The following is a 21,187-nucleotide window of genomic DNA, read 5'->3' as shown; positions in this document are numbered from 1 at the left end:
TTCTTCTAAATATTATTGAAATAGAGGTTTTATAGGCTTTACAATACTATCAAACGCCACTTTTTGTGGTTGTAAAGGTGTTCCGTTTTTAATTTTACCAATACCTTTTACAACTATTTGGTCACCTTGCTTTACGCCAGATTCTACAATAAGAAGTAAATCGTTTTTGTCCTTAATTGAAATTAAAGATGATTTTGCTGTATTGTCTTCTCCTACAGTATATACATACGTTTGCCCTTGTTGCTCAAAAGTAGCCGATTGTGGTACAACTGTAGCATTTTCGTATTGTTCTGGTATTTTAATCGTTCCACTGTTACCATTAGTTAACAGTAAATTTGGGTTATTAAAAACAGCTCTAAAACTTACCGTTCCTGTATTGGCGTCAATCTGTCCTGTTACTGTTTCTATTGTTCCTTTTTGTTCATATGCTTGGCCGTTAGCTAATACTAATTCTACTTTAGGAAAATTTTTAATTTTGTCTTGTAGTGTTTTTCCCTCTGTTTGTTGTAGAAAATCTAAGTATTCAGTTTCATTCATTGAGAAGTAAGCAAACACTTTTTCTATACTAGCTACAGTTGTTAGCGGTCTAGCACTTGTGGCACTTACTAAAGAGCCTTCTCTATAAGGAATAGCGCCAACATAACCATCTACTGGGCTTGTTACAGTGGCATACCCTATATTAGCAACAATACTATTATAGGTACTTTTAGCTTGTGCTAAATTGGCTTTTGCTGTTTCTAATTGTACTTCGCTAATAATATTTTTTTCTACTAGAGGTTTTAGTTTGTCAACTTCAACTTGCGCAACATTTACTCTAGCCTTAGCAGCTTCGGCATCTTGACTTAAGGACTGTGTTTCTAGTTTAAATAAGGCTTGTCCTTTTCTTACTTTCTGCCCCTCGTCTACTAAAACCTTTTGTATATAACCCGAAACTTTGGCGCGAACTTCACTATTTATCACACCCTCTATATTAGTTGGATAGGTTGTATATACTGTAACATTCTTTTGTGGAACTGCTGTTACAGCCAGCGGCAAGGCTTGTTGTTGCTGTTGCCCTTGTTGTTGGTCTTGTTTACAACTTGTAAAAAATAAGGCAACCATGCCTATTACAGCAATACTATATAATTTTGATTGTTTCATTTTTATTTATTGATTATTAATTAGTGTTTATTATTTATTATGGTTTCTTTTAATTTGTTTATTGAGGCTATTGCACCATCTAAAAACTCGATAAAGCTTTTATGATAGTCAAGTTCAAATTGGTTTTCCTGTTCTAAGCTTTTGTTTACATCTTCTTTATAAGCCTTGATTTCTATATGCAATTGTTTTTCGTTCTTCCACTCGTCTATCATATTACTAATGGTCTGTACCGTGGTATCTTTATTTATGATAAAGTACTTTTTTCTATCACCTGTTTTGGTAAAATAAGTCAGCTTTTTTAAATCCTGTAAGTGATTTAAGTGTGTAGAAATAGTGCTTTTACTTGCGCAAAGGTTAGACACTAAATCTTCGAAAGTGGTTCCTTGTTTGCCTGTTAAAATAATATACGAAAAAATGCGAGCTGCTACAGGCGCCATATGCTCTTTATTCTCTAAGAAAATCCCTAGTCTTTCAACTAATTCACATTTTCTTTTTTCTACTTGATTCATCGTCACGCTAATTTTAGAGTGCAAAATTACACTTTGGTTCGGAACAAACCGAACTAAACGAAGTTAAAAAAATGTTAAATAAAAAAGCCGACAGAATTGCCGGCTTAAAATACATATGTTTTTTAGGTTATAAAGCGCTTTTAAACTGCTCTAAGAAACGCACGTCGTTTTCGCTTAATAATCTTATGTCTCCTATCTGATGTAATAACATGGCAATACGATCTATTCCCATACCAAAAGCAAAGCCAGAATATTCTTTAGGGTCGATACCACAATTCTCTAGTACATTAGGATCTACCATACCGCAGCCCATTATTTCTAACCAACCAGTTCCTTTGGTAATACGGTAATCTATTTCAGTTTCTAGTCCCCAGTACACATCCACCTCAGCACTTGGCTCGGTAAATGGAAAATACGACGGACGTAAACGTATTTTACTTTTCCCAAACATTTCGGTAGTAAAATATTGAAGGGTTTGCTTAAGATCGGCAAAACTCACATCCTTATCTATGTATAAACCTTCTACTTGATGAAAGAAACAGTGCGAACGTGCTGAAATAGCTTCATTACGATACACACGACCTGGTGATATAGTACGAATTGGCGGTTTATTGTTTTCCATATAACGCACTTGTACCGAGCTGGTATGCGTACGTAACAAGATATCTGGATTGGTTTGAATAAAAAATGTATCCTGCATATCGCGCGCTGGATGGTATTCTGGTAAATTTAAAGCGGTAAAATTATGCCAATCGTCTTCAATTTCTGGACCTTCGCTAACGTTAAAACCAATACGCGAAAAAATATCTATAATTTGATTTTTTACTATTGAAATTGGATGACGTGCACCAATTTCAATAGGTTCGCCAGGTCTAGACAAATCGCCATAAATCCCTTTAACCTCTTCTTTACTATCTAACTCGTCTTTTAAAGTGTTTACTTTATCTTGAACGGTATTTTTTAAAGCATTAATAGTTTGACCAAATTCTTTTTTTTGGTCGTTTGCAACGTTTTTAAACTCTGCAAAATACTTGTTTAAAATCCCTTTTTTACCAAGGTATTTAATTCTAAAATCTTCTACATCACTTTTAGTATCTGCAGTAAAGGCTTCTGCTTCGGCAATAAGTGCTTTAATCTCGTCTATCATAATAGTTTAAAAATGAGTGCAAATTTAATAAAAGTTAGTCTATAAACTCGGCTTCCAGAAAATAGTTTACAATCGCTTCTTTCATAAGCACGCTTTGTTCTCCCGATTTTAAGTGTGGTAACTGCTCTTTTACTTTATAGTGTGGCCAGCCATCATCATCAAAAAAATCAAACTCATAGTACCCATAAGGTTCCAACAAGCGGCAAATAGCAATATGCATTAAGTCTAACTTATGATCTTTTTTAAAACGTCTATGAAATTGTCCTAACTCCTGAACTCCTATAAGGTAAATAATGGCATCTAAGTCTAATTCATCGCCATCTGCAAACTGTTTAGAGAGTTTGGTAACCACTAAATCCCATCGTTCTTTTAATTGTTCGTCTCTTGCCATAATAATTTTAAAGTTGCAAAGTTAGTTTATATTTACAGAAATATTAAATTATGAGTGGTATTGATATTGTTTTAGCAGCTTTAATTCTATTTGGATTGGTACGCGGTTTTATGAAAGGGCTCTTTGTAGAAGTGGCTTCGCTTGTCGCTTTAGTGGCTGGCGTGTACGGCGCCATTCATTTTAGTAATTATGCGGCGACTTTTTTACAAGCCAAAGTAGATTGGGACGAACAAGCTATTAATGTTACAGCCTTTGCCATTACATTTGTTGTTATTGTTTTGGCTATTGCCCTAGCAGGAAAAGCATTAACCAAATTAGCCAATTTTGCGGCTTTAGGTATTATAAATAAACTTCTAGGTGGTGTATTTGGCGCACTTAAAATTGCCCTGATTTTAAGTATTGTTTTAATTGTATTTGATAAAATGAATAAAACTATCCCATTTGCTAAAGAAGACAGCTTGAGTGAATCCTTACTATATCAGCCTGTAAAATCTTTGGCACCTACTATTTTTCCTAATATTTTGAATACCGAAGATTCTACAGAAGAAAATTCAGAAAACACAGAAACACCTACAGCTTAATAACAATCGCTCTTTATTTGCTGCTTGTTTTGGTAATAACTTAATGGTTTATTATTGTACGTTACCGCAATCTCTTCCAATACACTCATCACACTTTTATGCATTGCTAACGACCCGCAAATCATAATTACTCCATTATTATAAAGCAATTTAGCAACCGTTTTAGCATCTCTTTTTAAAAAGTCTTGAACATAGTGTTTATCACCTACTCTAGATAATGCCAAATGATGTTTTGTTAATTTACCATCAAACAGAAGTTGCTTTATTTGTTCTTGATATAACCGAAATGACTCTTGTGTGCGCAACCCTAGATATAAGTGTGTTTCTATATTTTTGTTTTGTTGCAACATTCCTAAAAATGGCGCCACACCTGTTCCATTGGCAATCATAAACACCTGTTTTGTCTTTTTGGGAAAATGAAATGCCGAATTTTTCACCAATCGCGCTTTGATTTTATCTCCATCTGCTGCCGAATGTAAAAACTCAGAGCCTAAACCATTCTCGTGCAATTTTATACTTAGTTGCATAGTTCCGTTCACTTTTCCAATGGAATATAACCGCTCACGATAATCGTTTTTTGGGTAAATAGCTAATAAATCGCCTGATGTAAATTGATGGTGTTTTTTAGGTTTTAAAGTGATTAAAAATGTATTGTCTACATTCGTTTTAGTCTTGCTTATCACTTTTAATTTTTTAAGCTGTTTGGGCTGTATTGTTAAATGCTCCTGAGGAATAGTTACTGAAATCCCCGAAGCTTCACTCCAATTTTCAACCCATTGGTTAAACGCATCAATAGATTTGTCGTTAATAGTAAATATGGGTAATATTGGTGTATACATTTGTTGCAGTTTCTTATCAACATCATAAGCAAACTGACAAAAATCTGGATAAGCCAACGACCCAAAGCCTACAACTGAAAACTTAAGATCTTTTGTATTGGTGTTTTCATTTAACTTTTGAAAAAACTGACTGGCATTGGTTGGTGCATCGCCTTGCCCATAAGTCGCCGTCATAACCACCAAATGTTTGGCGTTTGGATACTGTGTGTAAGCATTCATTTCGGCAATAAAAGCTTTTTTGTTTTGCTTAATTAATTGCTTGAAAAACGTATTAGCATAATTTATGGTACTGCCGTTTTCTGAACCTACAAGGATTACTATTTCTGCATCTTCAGCTTTAAACTTATTTTTTAAGCGGCTTTTACGACGTTTTAAAGTCATTGCAAAACCAGAATAAACAAAAAACAGAATATTAGCCGTGGCAACTGCTAAAATAATAGACCATAATATACTGCCTTTTCCGGTGTGTAAATTGAAACTTAAAGCTGAAAAAACTTCAACTTTTGGTGTATTTACTTCGCTTAAAATAGCCCCTGTAAATTGATTAACAAGTAAGTCTTTATCGTGTAATTTTACTGTAAAATAATCTTCCACATCACTAGAAAACGGAAATTCAATATGTTTTACTTCTGAAAGCGATGTGTTTGTAAAGATGCTAAAATGTGAAACATCCTGTTTTGGCGTTTCAGAAAGCAACTCGTAATCTATATTATGTGCAGTTTTTGTTTCTGGTAAGGCATCAAATTTTTCTAAGGACAAATAGACGCCTGTAACCGTAATAATAATGATAGGAAGTAAAGACAGCCTACCTAAAATCACGTGCCAATATTGATTAAAATCGTCATTGATAATTTTCGTAAAAAAGCGTTTTACACCACGCTGACGTTTTACGATTAGGATGGTTCCTGTAACCGCTATTAAGCACAACAAAAACGAGCACAACCCAACAAAAAATCGGCCGACGCTTTTTAAGAATAGCGACCTATGAAAATTGGTAACCCATTGAAAAAATGGTGAAGGTTTTAATTCTTCACCTAAAAACTCGGCTGTTTTAGGGTTAAAATAGCCACTTAAATCGTTTCCGTCTTCGGTAAAAACCGTGGCGATTACAAAATCGTTGGCATCGACTTTTATGTCGATAATTTCTGGATATGTATTTTGAAAAACCACGACTGTTTCGGCAAGTGTGATGTTGTCCAAATCGGCCACATTGTATGGCTCCATTTGTTCGGAAATAGGCTGAAATGCCAGAATAATTCCGGTAACAGATGCTAAAACAATAAAAACAAAAGAAGATACAGCCAACGCTAAGTGGCTGTATCTCCAGATAGAAATAGTCATAGTTGTTAATTCTAATTCGGCATCATTCTTATATAACGAATAAACCCTTTGCCTTCGTGCTTGCCTTTAATATTTTCGGTAGTTAAAGGAAATTGCACATCGTCTACATAATACTCATCGTCTTCAACTGCAGTCTCAAAACGAATACTATAACCGGCATCGATTTTAGAGTCTTCAATATCGATAACCTCAATAGCTCGACCGCCACCAGAAATGGTTGCACCAGTAATGGCATCGATATTATGACGCTTTTTACCATAAAATTGCCACCATTTTTCAACCGTGTTGTACCACTCGTCGTCATCACCTTTTACATACAAAGTCTTGTCGTACTCACCTTCTGGGTTAATTAACGAGATAACAATGTAAGCGCCTTCTCCTGTATAATTCGTCATTTGAATCATACATTTATACTTAGTAGATTCTGTCAAGGTAGTAAATGATAATAGGCCTAAAACCAATACACTTAATATGGTTATATGTTTTAATTTCATATGCTTGTCTATTTATTTTAAGAAATCTATTGAAATATTATTCTTTTTTAGCAATTCGTTTTCTGAGGCTAAGTCGTAAACTGTTTCTTCAAAATCTGTAGTGATGGATTTATCGGCTCCTTGTTCTAAAAGAAATTTTAAAATACTGTCATCTTTAGCTTTCATAGCAGCTAAAATTAAAGCCGTATTACCTTCGCTATTTTTTGCATTAATATCTTGGTTTAATTCTGATGCTATTTTTAATAACTCTAAACGTTGCTTTTCTACAGCAAGATGATACCAGGTATTACCGTTTTTTTGTGGTGTTTTAATATCTAACCCTGCTGTTTTTAAAAGCTTTAATTTTTTTACAAACTCATCTTTATTTCTATCAGAATAACTATTAATTAAATAGTAAGTTAAATTGTTTCCTTTAGCATCTATTTGATTAATATTAGCACCTTTTTCAATTAAGAAATTAACAACTTCTGGATGATTACTTTGTGTGGCTAACATTAATGCTGTTTCTCCTTTTTTATTGGCGTGATCGATATTTTTAACTTTATCAAATAGCAGTTCTACAATCTTTAAATCATTTCTGTAAGTAGCATTTAAAAATGGCGTGTTACCATTGTGATCGGCGGCATTAACATCTAATCCTTTATTTAAAAAGTAGTTGATAATTTCTGGATTTTTTAATCTTGCCGCAACAATGTGTAATGGTGACATACCTTCGTGATTTGTTGTTTTTGGGTTTAAGCCTTTTTCCTCTAAGAATTGATACACTTCCAAACCATTAGTTTTTCCTCGCGTTCCGTATGCAGCAAATAAAAATGCTTGGTCATTACCTTTTATACCTTGTTCTAAAAGCTTATTCATTAACTTAAGGTTTCCTGTTTTAGCCACATAGTTAAAGGCTCCATTGCCATTAGCATCTTTACTATTTATATCTAACCCTTTCGATACGAAATACTTCGTTAACGCTAAATCATCATCTTTGGAAATAGCCAATAATAGCGCATTAGCACCATCTTGATTTAAGTCTTTTTCTAGGTTAGCTCCATGTTTTAAGCAAATGTCGTACACCTTGGTATTAGTTACGCCTGCATTGGCTGCAAAATTTAGAGCAGTTAGGCCATGATCGTCTTTAACATCTGTTTTAGCGCCTTGTTTTAAAAGGTGTTCCATTAGCTTTACGTTGCCTTTGTAAGCTGCCCAAAAAATATAGGTTCTTCCATCGTGTGTTAACTTATTAACATCGTTCCCTTTTTGAGATTGAAGATATATTATACTTTTAAGTGGAGCGTCTTGCAAAGTTGCAATAACCACACCATCAAAGTTACCTCCATTGGCTTCAGATGGGTCGTTACCAGCTTCAATTTTGGCTTTTATAACTTCTGGTGAAGGTTTGGTTTCCCAAAAATCACGGCTTAAAAAAATGTTGTCTTGTGAAAATCCTTGAAACCCTAATAACAGGATTAATGCAAGAATATTTAGTTTAAAATGTTTCATCTTATTGCTTTACAAATGATTCGATAAGTGGATTGATTTCCTCTGCTGTTTTGTAGTTTTCTTTGTCGAATAAATACTTAAATAGCACCTTGTTGTCTACTTTTTCTTCTAGAGATAAATCTTTATTTCTAGCAAAAACCTCATCCCATTTAGCACGTACAATAGCCCATTTAGCTTGGTTTTCTTTCCAGTAATCTTGAGCAGCTTTACAACGACTATTATCAACTTTCATATAAGTATTATAGCCTTTTTCTTGAGCAAGAACCACATCTGTTTTACCATCTTTACGTACAACTTTATCGTTATCTTGTTCGTGCAACCAACCATAGTTGGTAATTTCGTGACGGTTACGTCTAACAGTTACATTATAATCGCTACGTTTTGTGTATTCACGCCTTGGTAATGGTGCTGAGGTTTCATCTTCCCAATAGCTTTTACCATCAACATGTACCCAAGAAGCAGACCCTTCGTAACGTGGACTATCATCTACTTGAAATACTTTTTGCGACCACTGACCTTTTACTTTATCTTTTGGAAGACTAACATAAGTCCAGTTATTATCGTGGTTGTACTCGTATAAATCTGTATTTTGATATTCCCAATCTTGTCTCCAGTGCTTTACTATATATGGGTTATCTTTAGAACCAACAATTAGTAAGTGCTGCATTGAAATTTTGTCTTTACTATCTTCTACCAATTGCACCCACTCCAAACCTTTATCATGTTTTACTTTTGATGGTATATAAGTAGAATCTTCAGAATATTCGAAAGTTTCAGCAAAATTAAAAGTTACCTCATAACAGCCACACATATCTTTTATGGCTGCTTGGTCTTGCTTCTTTTTACTTTGAGCTACTACGCTTGATAAGAATACAAGTGCAAGAAATGCTGATAAAACTATTTGTTTCATTTTTAAGTATGATTTGTGTTTATAAAAAATTAAAAAACATCATTCTTATTTAGACTGATTTAAAATAAGATTATATATTTGCGACAAAAATAAAGAAGAATGAGTCTAAATAAAAATAAAATCGTTGTTTATTTTTTACTTTTTTTGTGTAGCATACTTAGTGCTCAAGAAAAAGAACAAGACACCACCAAAGTTGAGACGTTAGAAGAAGTTGTTATAGTTGGAGAAAGTAATGTTATGTCGGTAAGTAAAAAGTTGTTTACCGTGGAAACAATAAAAAGAAAAGATATTGCAAATGTAGCTGGAAACAACTTAGCTGATGTTCTTTTCAACAACCTAAACATCACGGTAAATCCCGATGCTTCTAATGGTCGTTCTACAGTAAGTTTATTTGGGTTAGATGGACAATACGTTAAAATTTTGCTTGACGGTATTCCTATTATTAGTGATAATGGCCTTGGAAATAATATAGATATTACTCAAATAAACTTAGATGATGTTGAACGTATAGAGATAGTAGAAGGCTCAATGGGTGTTCTTTATGGCGATAATTCAGTTGCTGGTGTAATTAATATTATTACCAAAAGAGGACTAAATGACAATGGTTGGGAACTTCAATTGTCTCTACAAGAAGAAACAGTTGGTAACGAGTTTGAGTTTTTTGATAAAGGAAGGCATATTCAAAATGTTAAGGCTACAAATCAGGTTAATGAAAAATTATCCTATTCATTGGGTATTTCAAGAAATGATTTTGCAGGTTTTTATAACTCCTATAAAGGCAAAGACTACGTAAACATAAACACCCAAGAAGGTAGTGTTGTTAATGACAGTCTGCGTGGTACAGAATGGAATCCCAAAGAACAAATCACGGTATCTGGAAATGTCAATTTAGACGTAAATAAACATAACTTCTTTTATAAGCTACAATATTTCAATGAAGATTTAGATATTTATGATAGGCATGTTAATGGTAGATATCTTAACGGTAGGCTCAACCCTACAGCTGTAGATCAAAAATACAATACTAATAGATGGGTAAATAATTTAAATATTTCTGGGCCATTACATGGTGCTACTAAATATAACTTCACGTTTTCCTATCAAAATCAAAAACGCAACTATAAAGAATATGTTTACAACATTCTTCAAAGACATACAGATTCTGTTTTAACTGATGCTGTAAGCCAATCATCTGAAGTATGGTACTCTAAAGCTTTCGTAAATAATATAATATCAAAATCTAGTTTTTTTGATTTGCAATTAGGTTATGAATTCACAAATCAATCTGGTTTTGATGCCATAGCTACAGGTGATTATTCTAGTGATGTAGTTAAAAATACAATTACCAATTATGAATTATTTGGTATTACCGAATTTCAACCTTCAAAAAATCTATCTATAAACCCAGGTGCCAGATTTACAAACAGTTCTCAATTTAACAGTCATCTAATTTGGTCGTTATCATCTACCTATGATTTTTCAGAGACACTAAAATTAAAAGCTGTTGTAGGTTCGGCATACAGAGCCCCAAATTTTGAAGAACTATTCTACTATTTTGTTGACTCTAACCATAATGTACAAGGTAATCCTGAGTTAGAGCCAGAAGATGGCATCTCTATTTTTACAAACCTAAAAGACAGCTATATAATTGCTAAAGAAGGGGTTTTAAACCCTAGCTTTACATTCTTTTTTATTGACCTAAAAGACGCTATAGCTAGCATTACTACAGAAGAAGATGGTAGAACTCTATTTACACAAGATAATATAGATTATAGCAAACGGTTAGGATTCACTTTAGACAATAGTTTTATCTATAAAAACTGGAACATCGGTTTAGGTGCTACATATTTAGGCATTACAAATGCTATTAATGAGTCTTTTAATAACTCCTCTGATTATTTGTGGAGTTTAAACCTACAAACCTCATTGGCATATAAAATAACTAAGTGGAACACCACAATTTCAAGCCAATTAAAATATACTGGTAAAACACAAAATGTATTTACCAATACGAATAACGAATTATTTATTGGAGAGACCGATGCTTTTACTTGGTTAAATGCTTCAATAAGAACAGATATTTCGTCCAAAATAAGCGCAACGCTAGGCGCAAGAAACCTATTAGATGTTGTAAGCATAAACACAGGTACTTCAGCCGGAGCCCACACTACTCCAACATCAAGTTCAAGACTAATTGGTAACGGCCGATCTTACTTTTTAAAACTATCATATAACCTAAATTTTTAATACTAATAATTATGAGAAACAAATTTTTAACACTAATATTTTTTGTAACAGCTACTCTAATAACAAGTTGTAGTAGTGACGATAACAGCGGAACTCCAGTTGTATCAACGCCTCCATCTTCTGGTGGAATTATAGATCCAGAAGTAGGTGGTTTTAATCAACCTAATCGTGTTTATGTAGATTTAAGCACAGGTGAGCAGATAGCTGTAAATCGTGATACTTGGGAAATTGCTGTATATAACGGTTCGGAAAACAGAATTTTCTTAAACAACGCTTTATTGGTGTCTGCCGCAGAACTCGAAAGCATTACTGACATTACAACAGTAACCGAAACCACCACTTTAACATCCCCATTAACTCTTAATGCATTAGATCAAAACTTTTCCCCAACTACAGTAACTGTTAATACTGTTGCTGAATTAATGCAAGGTTTACCTGTAGGATATACACAATATGGTGATCTTGATGCAAGCATTTCTTTTACAGACAGTAAAGAAGGGGAATTAACAGGTACAGCTTTTAGTGAAATCTCTACAACAGATAGTGATAACAATGTATATGTTGTAAATTTAGGAAACGAAATCCCAACAACAAACAATGGGTCGTTAAATACTACTGGTGACCCTAGAGGCTTTATGAAAATTAGAGTATTAACAGATGGAAGTAGCTACACAATACAATATGCAGAATTAAGCAACACGACCGATTATTCTGAAATAACCGTAAGCAAAGATAACAACTATAACCTTACTGCAGTAAGTTTAACAAATGGACAAATCGTTGACGTTGAACCAATGGCATCAGACTGGGATATAGATTTTGGTGGTGTATTCTCTTATTATGGCTTACAAGGAAATTTAGCAGCAGGTTTAACCTATTCAGATTATACAACACATAATACACTAGGTGGTGTAGGTTTATATCAAATTACAATAGAAGATGATACAACACCCAGTTTTACTAATTTTTCAATAACTAATGTTAATGAAGCTAATTTTGTCTATAATGATCGTGCTGTTGTTGGTAGTGGTTGGAGAAGTGTAGATTATATGACTGGTGAAACTTCTGTAAGAGAGGACAGATACTACATTATAAAAGATACAGATGACAACTACTACAAACTAAGATTTACGGCCGTTGAAAGCAACACAGGTGAACGTGGCTTTCCTCAATTTCAATATGAATTGTTGCAGTAACATCTTAATCCATATTTGGAATTAGTTTAGTTTTTTAAGCATCAAAGCCGTTTCAATTGAAACGGCTTTGTTTATTTCAATACTCGTCTTTCACATTATTTTTTATCCATTGAGTGCAATCTTTAAAATTTTTAAAGATATGTTCTTGAGAAATTAAATCGGGAATAATGCCAATTCGTTCCATCATATATTTAGGTTGTTTTAATAAATCTACAAACAAGATTTGCACTTTGTTATTACGTAGTTCTTGCAGCACATCTTCCATGGCATATAACCCAGATTGATCCATATATTGCATTCTTCCTAATCGAATAACAACAGTTGATGCGGTTTTAGGGATTTGTGCCGATAAACTTTGAAAATCGCTAGTCGATCCAAAAAACAACGGCCCCTTTAAATGTTTAATAAACACTTCTTCTTTGAGCTTTTCGGGGAAATCTTTTTCATCTGCCCAGGCTTTTTCTTGAGATAACGTTTTTACATCGGATCGTCTAGCTGTAAGATCTCCTATTTTTTTCATAAACATTAACGAAGCAATGACTAAACCTATTCCAACTGCATAAACTAAATTCCAGAATGTAGATAATATTAAAACCACTAGCATAACTAAAACTTCAGAACTTAACTTTATTGGTCCAAATTTAATATCCTTAGGAAGCGCTGGGATAGCACGTAAGCCTTTATAATCCATAACACCAATCCCTACGGTTATTAAAATACCTGCTAATACCGCTGCAGGAATGCGAGAAGCTATTGGTCCTAATGCTAGTAGAATAACCAATAACAACACACCAGCAATCATACCAGATAACCTAGTTTTTCCTCCTGATTGAATATTAACAACCGTTCTTATAGTTGCTCCTGCTCCTGGAAGTCCTCCAAAAACAGCTGCTATACTATTTCCAATTCCTTGTCCAACTAATTCTTTATTCGGTTTGTGCTTAGTTTTAGTCATATTATCTGCAACAACACTTGTTAGCAAGGAATCTATGGCTCCTAAAAGTGCTAAGGTTAATGCTGTAAAGATGTAAGGTGTAATACTACTTAATTGAAATTGTGTTATAATTTCAAGATTTGGTATGGGGAAACCACTAGGAATTTCTTCAATTGGGCGATAATTTACCCCAAAACCTACAGCAATTCCAGACATGACTAATAAAGCGACTAAGGTGCTTGGTATAGCGGTAGTAATTCGTTTGAAACCATAAATAATAAGTATTGTTCCAAGTGCTAATAAAACTTCCAACCAATTAACGTTCCCTAAGGCTCTACCTATAACTTTAAACGTTCCTAACACACCTGAAGCTTCTTTTGCGGCTAAGGTTTTAGATTCTTTTAAAATATCTGCTTCAGTAACTTTTTCTGCTCTATTAATGGTTTCTTTAAAGTCTTCTAAAACTAGAATACCTTCGCCTGCTTCTTCTTTTAAAATGTTTTCTAAAATAACTTCTTCGGCTTGGGGTTTAAAAGTATCTACAAAACTCATGTCTTCCTTTGGATAATAGCCTACTGCTGGGAGTATTTGTGTTATTAAAATAATAACACCAATAGCCGTCATAAATCCCGATACTACCGGGTAAGGAATATATCTAATATACTTACCTAAACCTAAAGCTCCTAAACCTATTTGCATTAAACCTGCCAACAAAAACACTGTTAAAATAGCTGGTAAGGCCTTGTTAACATCGCCATCATTAGCAGCAATAATACCCGCAATAACAACCATACTTACTGCTGTCATTGGAGCTGTTGGCCCTGATATTTGTGTATTTGTTCCTCCAAAAAGCGAGGCAAAAAAACTAATAAAAATAGCACCATAGAGTCCTGCACTTGGACCTAAACCAGAGGATACACCAAATGCTAAAGCCAATGGTAATGCAACAATACCAGCTGTAATACCACCAAAAGCATCGCCTTTTATATTTGAGAAGAACTTTTTCATAATTGGGTAATATTTTGAATTTATAATATAAAAAAAAGACTGCTATAATAACAGTCTTTTTTTTATATTATTTGTTAGCGTGTTTTCTTATTCAAAAAAAGAAACACCTCCGGTATTAATGTCGTACATAGCACCAACAATTTTAATTTCGTTGTTGTCTTCCATTTCTTTTAGTACTGGGCTTTGTTGCCTTATATTTTCTATTGTTAAAGCAACATTTTTTTTAGCTACGTTATCCACGAACTCTAAGTTTTTAGAGTTTCTAAGGCTTTTATCTTGAGGTTCTGAAACAGCTTCTACTGCTGGTTTTATCTTAGCCAACATGCTTGTAAGATTACCTAGCTTAGCATCGTCGCAAGCACCTTTAATAGCACCACAACTTGTATGCCCTAGAACGACAATTAATTTCGTACCTGCTAATTTACTAGCAAATTCCATGCTTCCTAGAATGTCTTCATTTACAAAGTTACCTGCAATTCGCACGCTAAAAATATCTCCTAAACCTTGATCGAATACTAATTCTGCTGAAACACGCGAATCGATACAACTTAAAATAGTTGCAAAAGGAAATTGCCCATCGCTGGTATCGTTTACTTGCTCTAAAAGATTTCGGTTTGCTTTAAGGTTGCTTTGAAACCGTTGGTTTCCTTCTTTTAAAAACTGCAATGCTTTTTGAGGCGTCATGGTTGCCTGTGTTTCTTTTGTATGTGCTTTCATTTGTTTTATTTTTTAAGATGAATAGTTTCTATTTCCTGTGATAAACAGGGAAACATTAAGATTATTAACAATATCTTTTATTGGTGTTTGAGTAGCATTATTTTTATCTCTCTCTACACACAATAAATTAATATTGCTTTTTAATAGATAATTAGACACGTTTTTTATGGCGTTGCTTCCTTGATCAAAAACATGCTCCACAACATCGTCTTTATATTTAATTTTTGCGGGGGGTTCTCCTACAATTTGAAATGATTTTAAAGGCTTGTTAATATAAGCCATTAAATCTTTTATAAACATTTGATTTTGAAATTCGTTAGTTACATTAAACACGCCAAAGTTAAACCCTTTTTCAAAATCGATAAGATTGTTATTATTGGCTATCATAACAGTACCTTTAAATTGCTTTAACACAAAATCGGTAATATTATTTCCCAAAGGATTAAACGAGTTATTGCGTTTGCCTAAAACAACAATATCTGGTTGTTGTTGTTCTATATAATTACCTATTTCTGTTTTAACATTTCCAAAAACATAGTTGTAATTAATATTTACGTCGTACGTTTTGGCTATTGGCTCTATTAAACTTAAAAGCTGCTTATCTGTTTTTGAATGCGTTTCGTTAAGCGTTCGCATAGCTGACAATTGACTTTCTCGTTTAACAATATCTGTAAGTTGTTTAACATGAAATAATTCAATATCAGCATGAATCATTTTTGCTAAACTAACAGTACTTTTTAAAATATCTTCTACTGGCTTTTTTAAATCTGCCAGTAGAAGAATGTTATGTTTAGGCTTTCCCATAGCAATTAGCTTAAGCTTATATCAGATTTTGGTCTTGTTCTAAAAAACTCGGCAAAACTTTCTGGATTTTCTTCTACACCGCGCTTAGAAACTAGTTTTATATCAATATTTCGCTCTTTAGCTTTGTGTGAAAAGTCATCTAAAATCTCAATAATATCGTTGTCTAAATATCTGGTTTTTATTAAATCAAGTTCTAGATATGTGTCGCGTGGTAAACTATCTAATTCTTTTAAAATGGCTCCTTTGTTAAAGAATGTTACTTCTTCGGCTAATGTCATTTTAATTTTGTGTTTTCCATTACTTTTATCTTCAATATGTAAGAAGTGTGAGTTTTGATAGCTCTTTAGAAGAATTACTACAATACCTACTAAAAGTCCTAAACCTATACCAAATAGTAAATCGGTAAATACAATCCCTACAACGGTTACAATAAAAGGTACAAATTGTTTCCACCCTAATTTATACATTTGTTTAAATAGTTGTGGTTTTGCTAGTTTATATCCCACTATTAATAGAATTGCTGCTAGAACTGATAGCGGAATCATGTTAAGTAATGTTGGTATTAAGATAACAGAAATTAATAATAAGAAACCATGAATAATAGTTGCCATTTTACTTTTTCCTCCTGATTGAATGTTTGCAGAACTTCTTACAATAACTTGTGTAATTGGCAATCCACCTATTAAACCAGAAATTACGTTTCCTGTTCCTTGCGCTAATAATTCTCTATTAGTTGGTGTTACATTTTTATCGGGGTCTATCTTATCTGTTGCTTCTACACACAATAGTGTTTCTAAACTAGCTACTAGAGCAATTGTAAAAGCCGTAACCCAAATATCTACATTGGTAATTGCACTAAAGTCTGGAAAACTAAATTGATTTAAAAAGTCGGATGCACTTTCTGGAATAGGAACACTAACCAAGTGGTTTGATGTTATATTTAACAAACTATTCCCTTGGGTTAGAGTAAAGAATATAATACCTATAACTACAGCAACAAAAGGGCCTTGGATTAACTGAAATATTTTACCTTTTTTACTTAATACTTTATCCCAAAATAATAATATTAATAAGCTAATTACACCTATTAAAGCGGCTCCAGGATGAATGTTATTAATGACTTGAAAAATCTCTGAAAATGTATTCCCTCCATCAATCTCGAAGAATTCTAAATCCCAAGCAGATTCTTCATCATAACCAAAAAAGTTAGGAATCTGTTTTAAAATAATAATAATTCCAATACCTGTTAACATACCTTTTATAACAGAAGACGGAAAATAATAGCCTATTACACCCGCTTTTAACACGCCAAATAAAATTTGAATAACACCTGCAATAACAACTGCTACTAAAAAGTTTTGGTATCCTCCTAAAGCGCCAATAGCTGTTAATACAATAGCTGCTAATCCAGCAGCTGGGCCACTAACGCCTATTTTAGAGCCACTTAAAGCTCCAACAACAATTCCGCCGATAATTCCGGCTATTAATCCTGAAAATAATGGTGCGCCACTAGCAAGTGCAATACCCAAACACAATGGTAAAGCCACAAAAAACACGACAATACTAGCTGGCAAGTCGCTTTTAATATACTTGAACATATATAAAGTTTTAAAATTTTAGAAAATAAAGTACAGTCCAGAAGTAACATCTGGAAAACTGTGTAAAACGTATTATAATATGTTCTGTTCTGGAGGAGGAGACACACACTCTAAAACAAGCGGTGTATAGTTTTTTAAGTAATAGCTAAAAGAATCATTTTCATCATTATCCCAAAAAACACTAGCAAAACCTAGGTTTTCTAAATATTTGACTTCTAAGTTCTTTTGAACTTCATTTTGCTCCTTATTTTCTTCTTCGTTAACACTATAAAAAATAGTAAGATCGTAAGTGTCTTCAATAACCGAAATAACCGTAGGAGCTACGAGGAACATCATAAAGATAATAGAAAAAAATATGACTATTCTCGTTCTTGGCATATTTAAGATTAATTAAACTACAAATATAAAATTTGTAAGATATTATTACGTTAAATATATTTTAAATCTTATAACGCTTTAATATCTTCAGATGATATCCAGCCTGTTTTTCCGTCTGATAATTTAATTTGTTTCCAACTATTCACGGTATCTAAAATTTGAACTTTTGTACCTTCATGGAGTTTAAAAGCTTCCACACTCCGTAAATTAGGCTCGCTTTTAACTTGAGCTTCTTGCGAGAAAACTATAGCCGGTTTATCGTTTTTATCTAAATTATATTTATGAAAAGCAAAGGACAACGTAATAACCGATAGTAACAAAAAAGTGAAACTAAGCACAAAAGACAGGCGTTTTCTAGCTGTTGAAGAATTAAAATAATACACTAAATACAACACAATAAAAGCTAACATAGCAAAAACCGTAAAATATGCCCAACCATCAAAACTAAATGAGTTAGTAACTGCTTTTAAAAAGCGTGACAACCCAACTTCTGGAACAGTATCTATAGCATCGACAGTCATATTTTTGGCAAATGCCATATTATTTTTAATCTCCTTATCGTTAGGTGCTAATTGTAATGCTTTTTCATAATTGTAAATACTTGGCGCGATATGATTTAGTTTATAGTGCGCATTGGCCAAATTAAAGTATAATTCTGCCGAATGCTGCCCGCTCTCCAAAATCTTTTCATAACGCGTGATAGCCTCACTATACTTACCTTGGTTGTATAGTTCGTTTGCTTGATTAAACCATTGTTGGTTTTGTGAGAACCCTGTTGCCACAACGAAAAACAATACGTAAAACAAAAACTTTTTCATCTTATTTAGCTTGTTTATCGATTAATGAAATCGTTTTAGCAGCTTTGTCATAATCTTGCTGCATTTCTACATTACTCAACGGTGTGTAACGTGCCAACTCACAGTTTTCAATCAACTCTAAAAACTCGTCTACAACCGTAGTTTCAACTCCTTTGGATAATAGTAGTTCTTGGATTTTATCTTTACTAAAATCACTTGTTTCAATGTGTAATTTGGCTTTTAAGTAATTATGCAATGCTTTTTCCAACGCCACATAAAAGGCTTCTTTTTGCCCCAATGTCTTTTTAGCTTCACTTAAATATTTCTTGGCCAATTTATCGGCTTTTCTAATTTTGTTTCCAAACACATCGGCATCGCGTTTCTCTTTTTCTCTACGGAAAACAATGGCTAACGGAATAGCTAATAATGGCGCTAATAACGACGCCCAAAACCCAACCGATTTAAAGAAATGCTTAGGTGTTTTAGAGACAAAACGGGTTTCGGTTTTTACAAAAGCGAATTGGTCGTTACTCATAATCACTTTTTGTTTGTTGGCTGCTGTAGAGGCAATATTGTCATTAGAAGAGGCATTGGTTGGACCATCTAATACATCAACAATAATTTCATTGGAGTTAAGGCTCTTATAGCGTTCTGTTTTAGGATCGAAATATGAAAACGAAATATTAGGAATAGGGTATTTTCCTTTGTATTGTGGAACAACGGTGTAGCTATCGGAAATACTACCCTGCATACCACCTAAATTGGTTCTTACGTTTTCTACATGCTCAGGTTCGTAAATTTCCAACGAACTTGGCACAGAAACTTTAGGTAATTCAAACAGTTTTAAGTTACCATTACCAGACACTTCTACTTTTAGTTGTAATGATTCCGATGCTTTTAATTTCTCTTTTGATGTTGTTACAGCAAAATCAAAATTACCAACTGCTCCAGTAAATCCTGCTGGTTTACCTTGCTCAGGAAGTGGTTTTACGTGTATAGTTCTACTTCCTGCCGAAATGGTTCTGTGTACCTGACTCATTAACCGGCCGCCAAAAATATCACGTCGGTTGGTAGGTACTTCAACTGTAATATCTAAACTTAAAGGCTCTATTTCTAACTTGCCTGTTTTTTGTGGATAAAGTACTGTTTTTCGTAACACCACATAGCGATAATCTTCGCCTTTATAGGTGCCATTTTGAACTTTTAACCCCTTGATATCTATGTTCTGACTCCAGAAATCGCTGTATTTTGGATTGTCTATTTCACGCCAATTACTCACACCTGTGTTAGGGTTAACATATAATTTGTAAACAACCGTTATAGCCTCATTCAAGTAAGGATTCGCTTTGGAAACCTCGGCGACTAAATGAATATTTTCAGAGGCAATATATTCGGCATTATTGCCATCTTTAGGTTTATCAACGGCTTTCGTAACAACAACATTTACAGGTGTTGTTTTGTAGGTGTTTCCTTCAACTTCTATAGTTGCCTGATTTATTGTAAATGTTCCTAACCGTTTTGGTGCCAAAAAGTAACTATATGTTTTAGAAAACGAGCGCTTACCATTAACCCAAGAATGGCTTACCGATTGGTTTGGCCCGCCAACAACTGTAAAGTTTTGAAAGTTTGGCGGATTAAAATTGTCGCCGTCTTGATTCATTTCAAAATCGATACGTAACCGTTCGTTTACACCTAATCTTTTCTTACTAACTTTAGCTTCAAACTTAACTTGTGCAAGCCCAAATACTGAAGTAAAAAGAAATACTATAAGAATGTATGCTTTCGTTTTCATTACCAATCTTTATCTGTTTGCACTTTTACGCCTTTTTGTTTTTCGGCATTCATTTTTTCTTGAACCTTTTGTTCTTGATTATTCATCGCCTCTAAAAGATTCTTTACTTGTTGTGGCGATAGTTGACCTTGTTTAGGTTTAGGCTGTTGTTTGTCTTTATTATCTCCTTGATTGCCTTTTTGGTCTTGTTTGTCATCTTTAGGCTTACCATCTTCATCTTTCTTGTCTTCACCTTCTTTTTTATCTTGATCGCCTTCGTCTTTATTGTCTTTATTTTGATCGTCCTGCTGATCTTGCTTATCCTTTTGGTCTTGTTGCTCGTCGTTTTGATCTTTATTTTTTTCCTGATCGTCTTGATTTTGCTCGTTTTCTTGCTTTTGTTGTTCGGCACATTCTTTGGCTAACGCATAATTGTAGCGCGTTTCGTCATCTGAAGGGTTATTACGCAACGCATTTTTATAGGCTTCAACAGCTTCTTTACAACGCTTGTTTTTATATAAAATATTGCCAATGTTATGAAAGGCTTTATGCTTTTCATTTTTAGAAGTCGCTGCTTTGGCAGCTTGTTGCAATCGATATAAGGCTTCATCTAAACTGCCATTTTGGTAATAGGATGTCCCTAAATTATAGGCTCCAACAGTATGATTAGGTTGTTCTGAAATAGCTTTTCTATACTCCATTTCGGCAGAGACATAATCGTCTTCACCCAATAACTCATTGGCTTCATACACTAAACCATTGGCTTTTTGTAAGGCTAATTGTCGTGCTTTTTCAGCCTCATCTTGAGCCCAACAAAAACTGGTGATACAAAGTAATATTATAGAAAGTAGTGGTTTCATTTTCTTTTTCAACGATGGTAATGATTTATTCAAA

General features: G+C 33.7%; 19 protein-coding genes. 3 read left to right on the top strand and 16 right to left on the bottom strand.

All coding sequences use genetic code 11. The annotated features are described in order from the left end of the window. Nucleotides 1–12 precede the first annotated feature (12 nt). The 4 genes from R3L15_RS14050 to R3L15_RS14035 all read right to left on the bottom strand — a co-directional run bounded on the left by R3L15_RS14050 (nucleotide 13) and on the right by R3L15_RS14035 (nucleotide 3,187). Nucleotides 13–1,140, bottom strand: a complete 1,128-nt coding sequence (locus tag R3L15_RS14050) for an efflux RND transporter periplasmic adaptor subunit (RefSeq protein ID WP_338732416.1) — start codon at nucleotides 1,138–1,140, stop codon at nucleotides 13–15. Between the two features lie 20 nt (nucleotides 1,141–1,160). Further along, complete coding sequence (locus R3L15_RS14045; protein WP_338732414.1) at nucleotides 1,161–1,649, bottom strand: transcriptional regulator; 489 nt, start codon at nucleotides 1,647–1,649, stop codon at nucleotides 1,161–1,163. A 127-nt stretch (nucleotides 1,650–1,776) separates the two neighbouring features. Further along, nucleotides 1,777–2,796 (bottom strand): phenylalanine--tRNA ligase subunit alpha, encoded by a 1,020-nt coding sequence (gene pheS, locus R3L15_RS14040; RefSeq protein WP_338732413.1) that lies wholly within the window; start codon nucleotides 2,794–2,796, stop codon nucleotides 1,777–1,779. Between the two features lie 34 nt (nucleotides 2,797–2,830). Further along, nucleotides 2,831–3,187 carry a hypothetical protein gene (locus R3L15_RS14035; RefSeq protein ID WP_338732412.1) on the bottom strand — a complete coding sequence of 119 codons (357 nt, stop codon included), beginning with the start codon at nucleotides 3,185–3,187 and terminating at the stop codon, nucleotides 2,831–2,833. Between the two features lie 50 nt (nucleotides 3,188–3,237). On the opposite strand from R3L15_RS14035, the gene R3L15_RS14030 reads away from it, so the two are divergent. Next, a complete protein-coding gene (locus R3L15_RS14030; protein WP_338732411.1) occupies nucleotides 3,238–3,768 on the top strand; it encodes a CvpA family protein in 531 nt (176 codons plus the stop codon). Here R3L15_RS14030 and R3L15_RS14025 read toward each other — a convergent pair. Genes R3L15_RS14025 through R3L15_RS14010 form a run of 4 tightly spaced genes read right to left on the bottom strand, consistent with a single transcriptional unit; the run spans nucleotide 3,765 to nucleotide 8,843 of the window. Continuing rightward, nucleotides 3,765–5,948, bottom strand: coding sequence for a PepSY domain-containing protein (locus R3L15_RS14025; RefSeq protein WP_338732410.1), 2,184 nt, complete (start codon nucleotides 5,946–5,948; stop codon nucleotides 3,765–3,767). The two genes, R3L15_RS14030 and R3L15_RS14025, sit on opposite strands and share 4 nt — an antisense overlap. A gap of 11 nt (nucleotides 5,949–5,959) precedes the next feature. Beyond that, a complete protein-coding gene (locus R3L15_RS14020; RefSeq protein WP_338732408.1) occupies nucleotides 5,960–6,442 on the bottom strand; it encodes a DUF2271 domain-containing protein in 483 nt (160 codons plus the stop codon). Nucleotides 6,443–6,454: 12 nt separating this feature from the next. Next, nucleotides 6,455–7,933 carry an ankyrin repeat domain-containing protein gene (locus R3L15_RS14015; protein WP_338732407.1) on the bottom strand — a complete coding sequence of 493 codons (1,479 nt, stop codon included), beginning with the start codon at nucleotides 7,931–7,933 and terminating at the stop codon, nucleotides 6,455–6,457. Between the two features lies 1 nt (nucleotide 7,934). Next, nucleotides 7,935–8,843 (bottom strand): DUF6607 family protein, encoded by a 909-nt coding sequence (locus R3L15_RS14010; RefSeq protein ID WP_338732405.1) that lies wholly within the window; start codon nucleotides 8,841–8,843, stop codon nucleotides 7,935–7,937. Nucleotides 8,844–8,942: 99 nt separating this feature from the next. Here R3L15_RS14010 and R3L15_RS14005 point away from each other — a divergent pair, with 99 nt between their 5' ends. Together R3L15_RS14005 and R3L15_RS14000 are read left to right on the top strand one after the other, a co-directional pair. Beyond that, complete coding sequence (locus R3L15_RS14005) at nucleotides 8,943–11,090, top strand: TonB-dependent receptor domain-containing protein (protein WP_338732404.1); 2,148 nt, start codon at nucleotides 8,943–8,945, stop codon at nucleotides 11,088–11,090. An 11-nt stretch (nucleotides 11,091–11,101) separates the two neighbouring features. Then, entirely contained in the window at nucleotides 11,102–12,286 is a 1,185-nt protein-coding gene (locus R3L15_RS14000) for an HmuY family protein (protein WP_338732403.1), read from the top strand. A 76-nt stretch (nucleotides 12,287–12,362) separates the two neighbouring features. Here the strand turns inward: R3L15_RS14000 and R3L15_RS13995 are convergent, their stop codons facing one another. The 8 genes from R3L15_RS13995 to R3L15_RS13960 form a co-directional block, all read right to left on the bottom strand. Further along, complete coding sequence (locus R3L15_RS13995) at nucleotides 12,363–14,228, bottom strand: SulP family inorganic anion transporter (protein ID WP_338732402.1); 1,866 nt, start codon at nucleotides 14,226–14,228, stop codon at nucleotides 12,363–12,365. Between the two features lie 87 nt (nucleotides 14,229–14,315). Further along, nucleotides 14,316–14,945 carry a carbonic anhydrase family protein gene (locus R3L15_RS13990; protein ID WP_338732401.1) on the bottom strand — a complete coding sequence of 210 codons (630 nt, stop codon included), beginning with the start codon at nucleotides 14,943–14,945 and terminating at the stop codon, nucleotides 14,316–14,318. A 12-nt stretch (nucleotides 14,946–14,957) separates the two neighbouring features. Continuing rightward, on the bottom strand, nucleotides 14,958–15,749 hold the full coding sequence (locus R3L15_RS13985) for a universal stress protein (RefSeq protein WP_338732400.1): 792 nt from the start codon (nucleotides 15,747–15,749) through the stop codon (nucleotides 14,958–14,960). Between the two features lie 5 nt (nucleotides 15,750–15,754). Then, nucleotides 15,755–17,347: a SulP family inorganic anion transporter gene (locus tag R3L15_RS13980; protein ID WP_338732399.1), complete on the bottom strand. Its 1,593-nt coding sequence runs from the start codon at nucleotides 17,345–17,347 to the stop codon at nucleotides 15,755–15,757. A 72-nt stretch (nucleotides 17,348–17,419) separates the two neighbouring features. Next, nucleotides 17,420–17,725, bottom strand: a complete 306-nt coding sequence (locus R3L15_RS13975) for a hypothetical protein (protein WP_338732398.1) — start codon at nucleotides 17,723–17,725, stop codon at nucleotides 17,420–17,422. A gap of 68 nt (nucleotides 17,726–17,793) precedes the next feature. Continuing rightward, complete coding sequence (locus R3L15_RS13970; RefSeq protein WP_338732397.1) at nucleotides 17,794–18,543, bottom strand: tetratricopeptide repeat protein; 750 nt, start codon at nucleotides 18,541–18,543, stop codon at nucleotides 17,794–17,796. Between the two features lies 1 nt (nucleotide 18,544). Next, nucleotides 18,545–20,314: a BatD family protein gene (locus R3L15_RS13965; protein ID WP_338732396.1), complete on the bottom strand. Its 1,770-nt coding sequence runs from the start codon at nucleotides 20,312–20,314 to the stop codon at nucleotides 18,545–18,547. Further along, entirely contained in the window at nucleotides 20,314–21,153 is an 840-nt protein-coding gene (locus R3L15_RS13960) for a tetratricopeptide repeat protein (protein ID WP_338732395.1), read from the bottom strand. Before R3L15_RS13960 ends, R3L15_RS13965 begins: the two co-directional genes overlap by 1 nt. Nucleotides 21,154–21,187 lie beyond the last annotated feature (34 nt).

The organism is Mangrovimonas cancribranchiae (assembly GCF_037126245.1).
In the GTDB taxonomy this organism is placed as follows: Bacteria; Bacteroidota; Bacteroidia; order Flavobacteriales; family Flavobacteriaceae; genus Mangrovimonas; species Mangrovimonas cancribranchiae.
The sequence above is the reverse complement of the archived record's forward strand: the minus strand, read 5'-3'. Positions and strand labels throughout refer to the sequence as shown.

What these genes read in the sequence shown, in the direction of transcription:
- R3L15_RS14025 (WP_338732410.1), bottom strand. Translation starts at nt 5,948, where the DNA reads ATGACTATTTCTATCTGGAGATACAGCCACTTAGCGTTGGCTGTATCT.
- R3L15_RS14035 (WP_338732412.1), bottom strand. Translation starts at nt 3,187, where the DNA reads ATGGCAAGAGACGAACAATTAAAAGAACGATGGGATTTAGTGGTTACC.
- R3L15_RS13965 (WP_338732396.1), bottom strand. Translation starts at nt 20,314, where the DNA reads ATGAAAACGAAAGCATACATTCTTATAGTATTTCTTTTTACTTCAGTA.
- R3L15_RS13970 (WP_338732397.1), bottom strand. Translation starts at nt 18,543, where the DNA reads ATGAAAAAGTTTTTGTTTTACGTATTGTTTTTCGTTGTGGCAACAGGG.
- R3L15_RS13960 (WP_338732395.1), bottom strand. Translation starts at nt 21,153, where the DNA reads ATGAAACCACTACTTTCTATAATATTACTTTGTATCACCAGTTTTTGT.
- R3L15_RS14010 (WP_338732405.1), bottom strand. Translation starts at nt 8,843, where the DNA reads ATGAAACAAATAGTTTTATCAGCATTTCTTGCACTTGTATTCTTATCA.
- R3L15_RS13995 (WP_338732402.1), bottom strand. Translation starts at nt 14,228, where the DNA reads ATGAAAAAGTTCTTCTCAAATATAAAAGGCGATGCTTTTGGTGGTATT.
- R3L15_RS14030 (WP_338732411.1), top strand. Translation starts at nt 3,238, where the DNA reads ATGAGTGGTATTGATATTGTTTTAGCAGCTTTAATTCTATTTGGATTG.
- R3L15_RS14020 (WP_338732408.1), bottom strand. Translation starts at nt 6,442, where the DNA reads ATGAAATTAAAACATATAACCATATTAAGTGTATTGGTTTTAGGCCTA.
- R3L15_RS13985 (WP_338732400.1), bottom strand. Translation starts at nt 15,749, where the DNA reads ATGGGAAAGCCTAAACATAACATTCTTCTACTGGCAGATTTAAAAAAG.
- R3L15_RS13975 (WP_338732398.1), bottom strand. Translation starts at nt 17,725, where the DNA reads ATGCCAAGAACGAGAATAGTCATATTTTTTTCTATTATCTTTATGATG.
- R3L15_RS13980 (WP_338732399.1), bottom strand. Translation starts at nt 17,347, where the DNA reads ATGTTCAAGTATATTAAAAGCGACTTGCCAGCTAGTATTGTCGTGTTT.
- pheS (WP_338732413.1), bottom strand. Translation starts at nt 2,796, where the DNA reads ATGATAGACGAGATTAAAGCACTTATTGCCGAAGCAGAAGCCTTTACT.
- R3L15_RS13990 (WP_338732401.1), bottom strand. Translation starts at nt 14,945, where the DNA reads ATGAAAGCACATACAAAAGAAACACAGGCAACCATGACGCCTCAAAAA.
- R3L15_RS14015 (WP_338732407.1), bottom strand. Translation starts at nt 7,933, where the DNA reads ATGAAACATTTTAAACTAAATATTCTTGCATTAATCCTGTTATTAGGG.
- R3L15_RS14045 (WP_338732414.1), bottom strand. Translation starts at nt 1,649, where the DNA reads ATGAATCAAGTAGAAAAAAGAAAATGTGAATTAGTTGAAAGACTAGGG.
- R3L15_RS14000 (WP_338732403.1), top strand. Translation starts at nt 11,102, where the DNA reads ATGAGAAACAAATTTTTAACACTAATATTTTTTGTAACAGCTACTCTA.
- R3L15_RS14050 (WP_338732416.1), bottom strand. Translation starts at nt 1,140, where the DNA reads ATGAAACAATCAAAATTATATAGTATTGCTGTAATAGGCATGGTTGCC.
- R3L15_RS14005 (WP_338732404.1), top strand. Translation starts at nt 8,943, where the DNA reads ATGAGTCTAAATAAAAATAAAATCGTTGTTTATTTTTTACTTTTTTTG.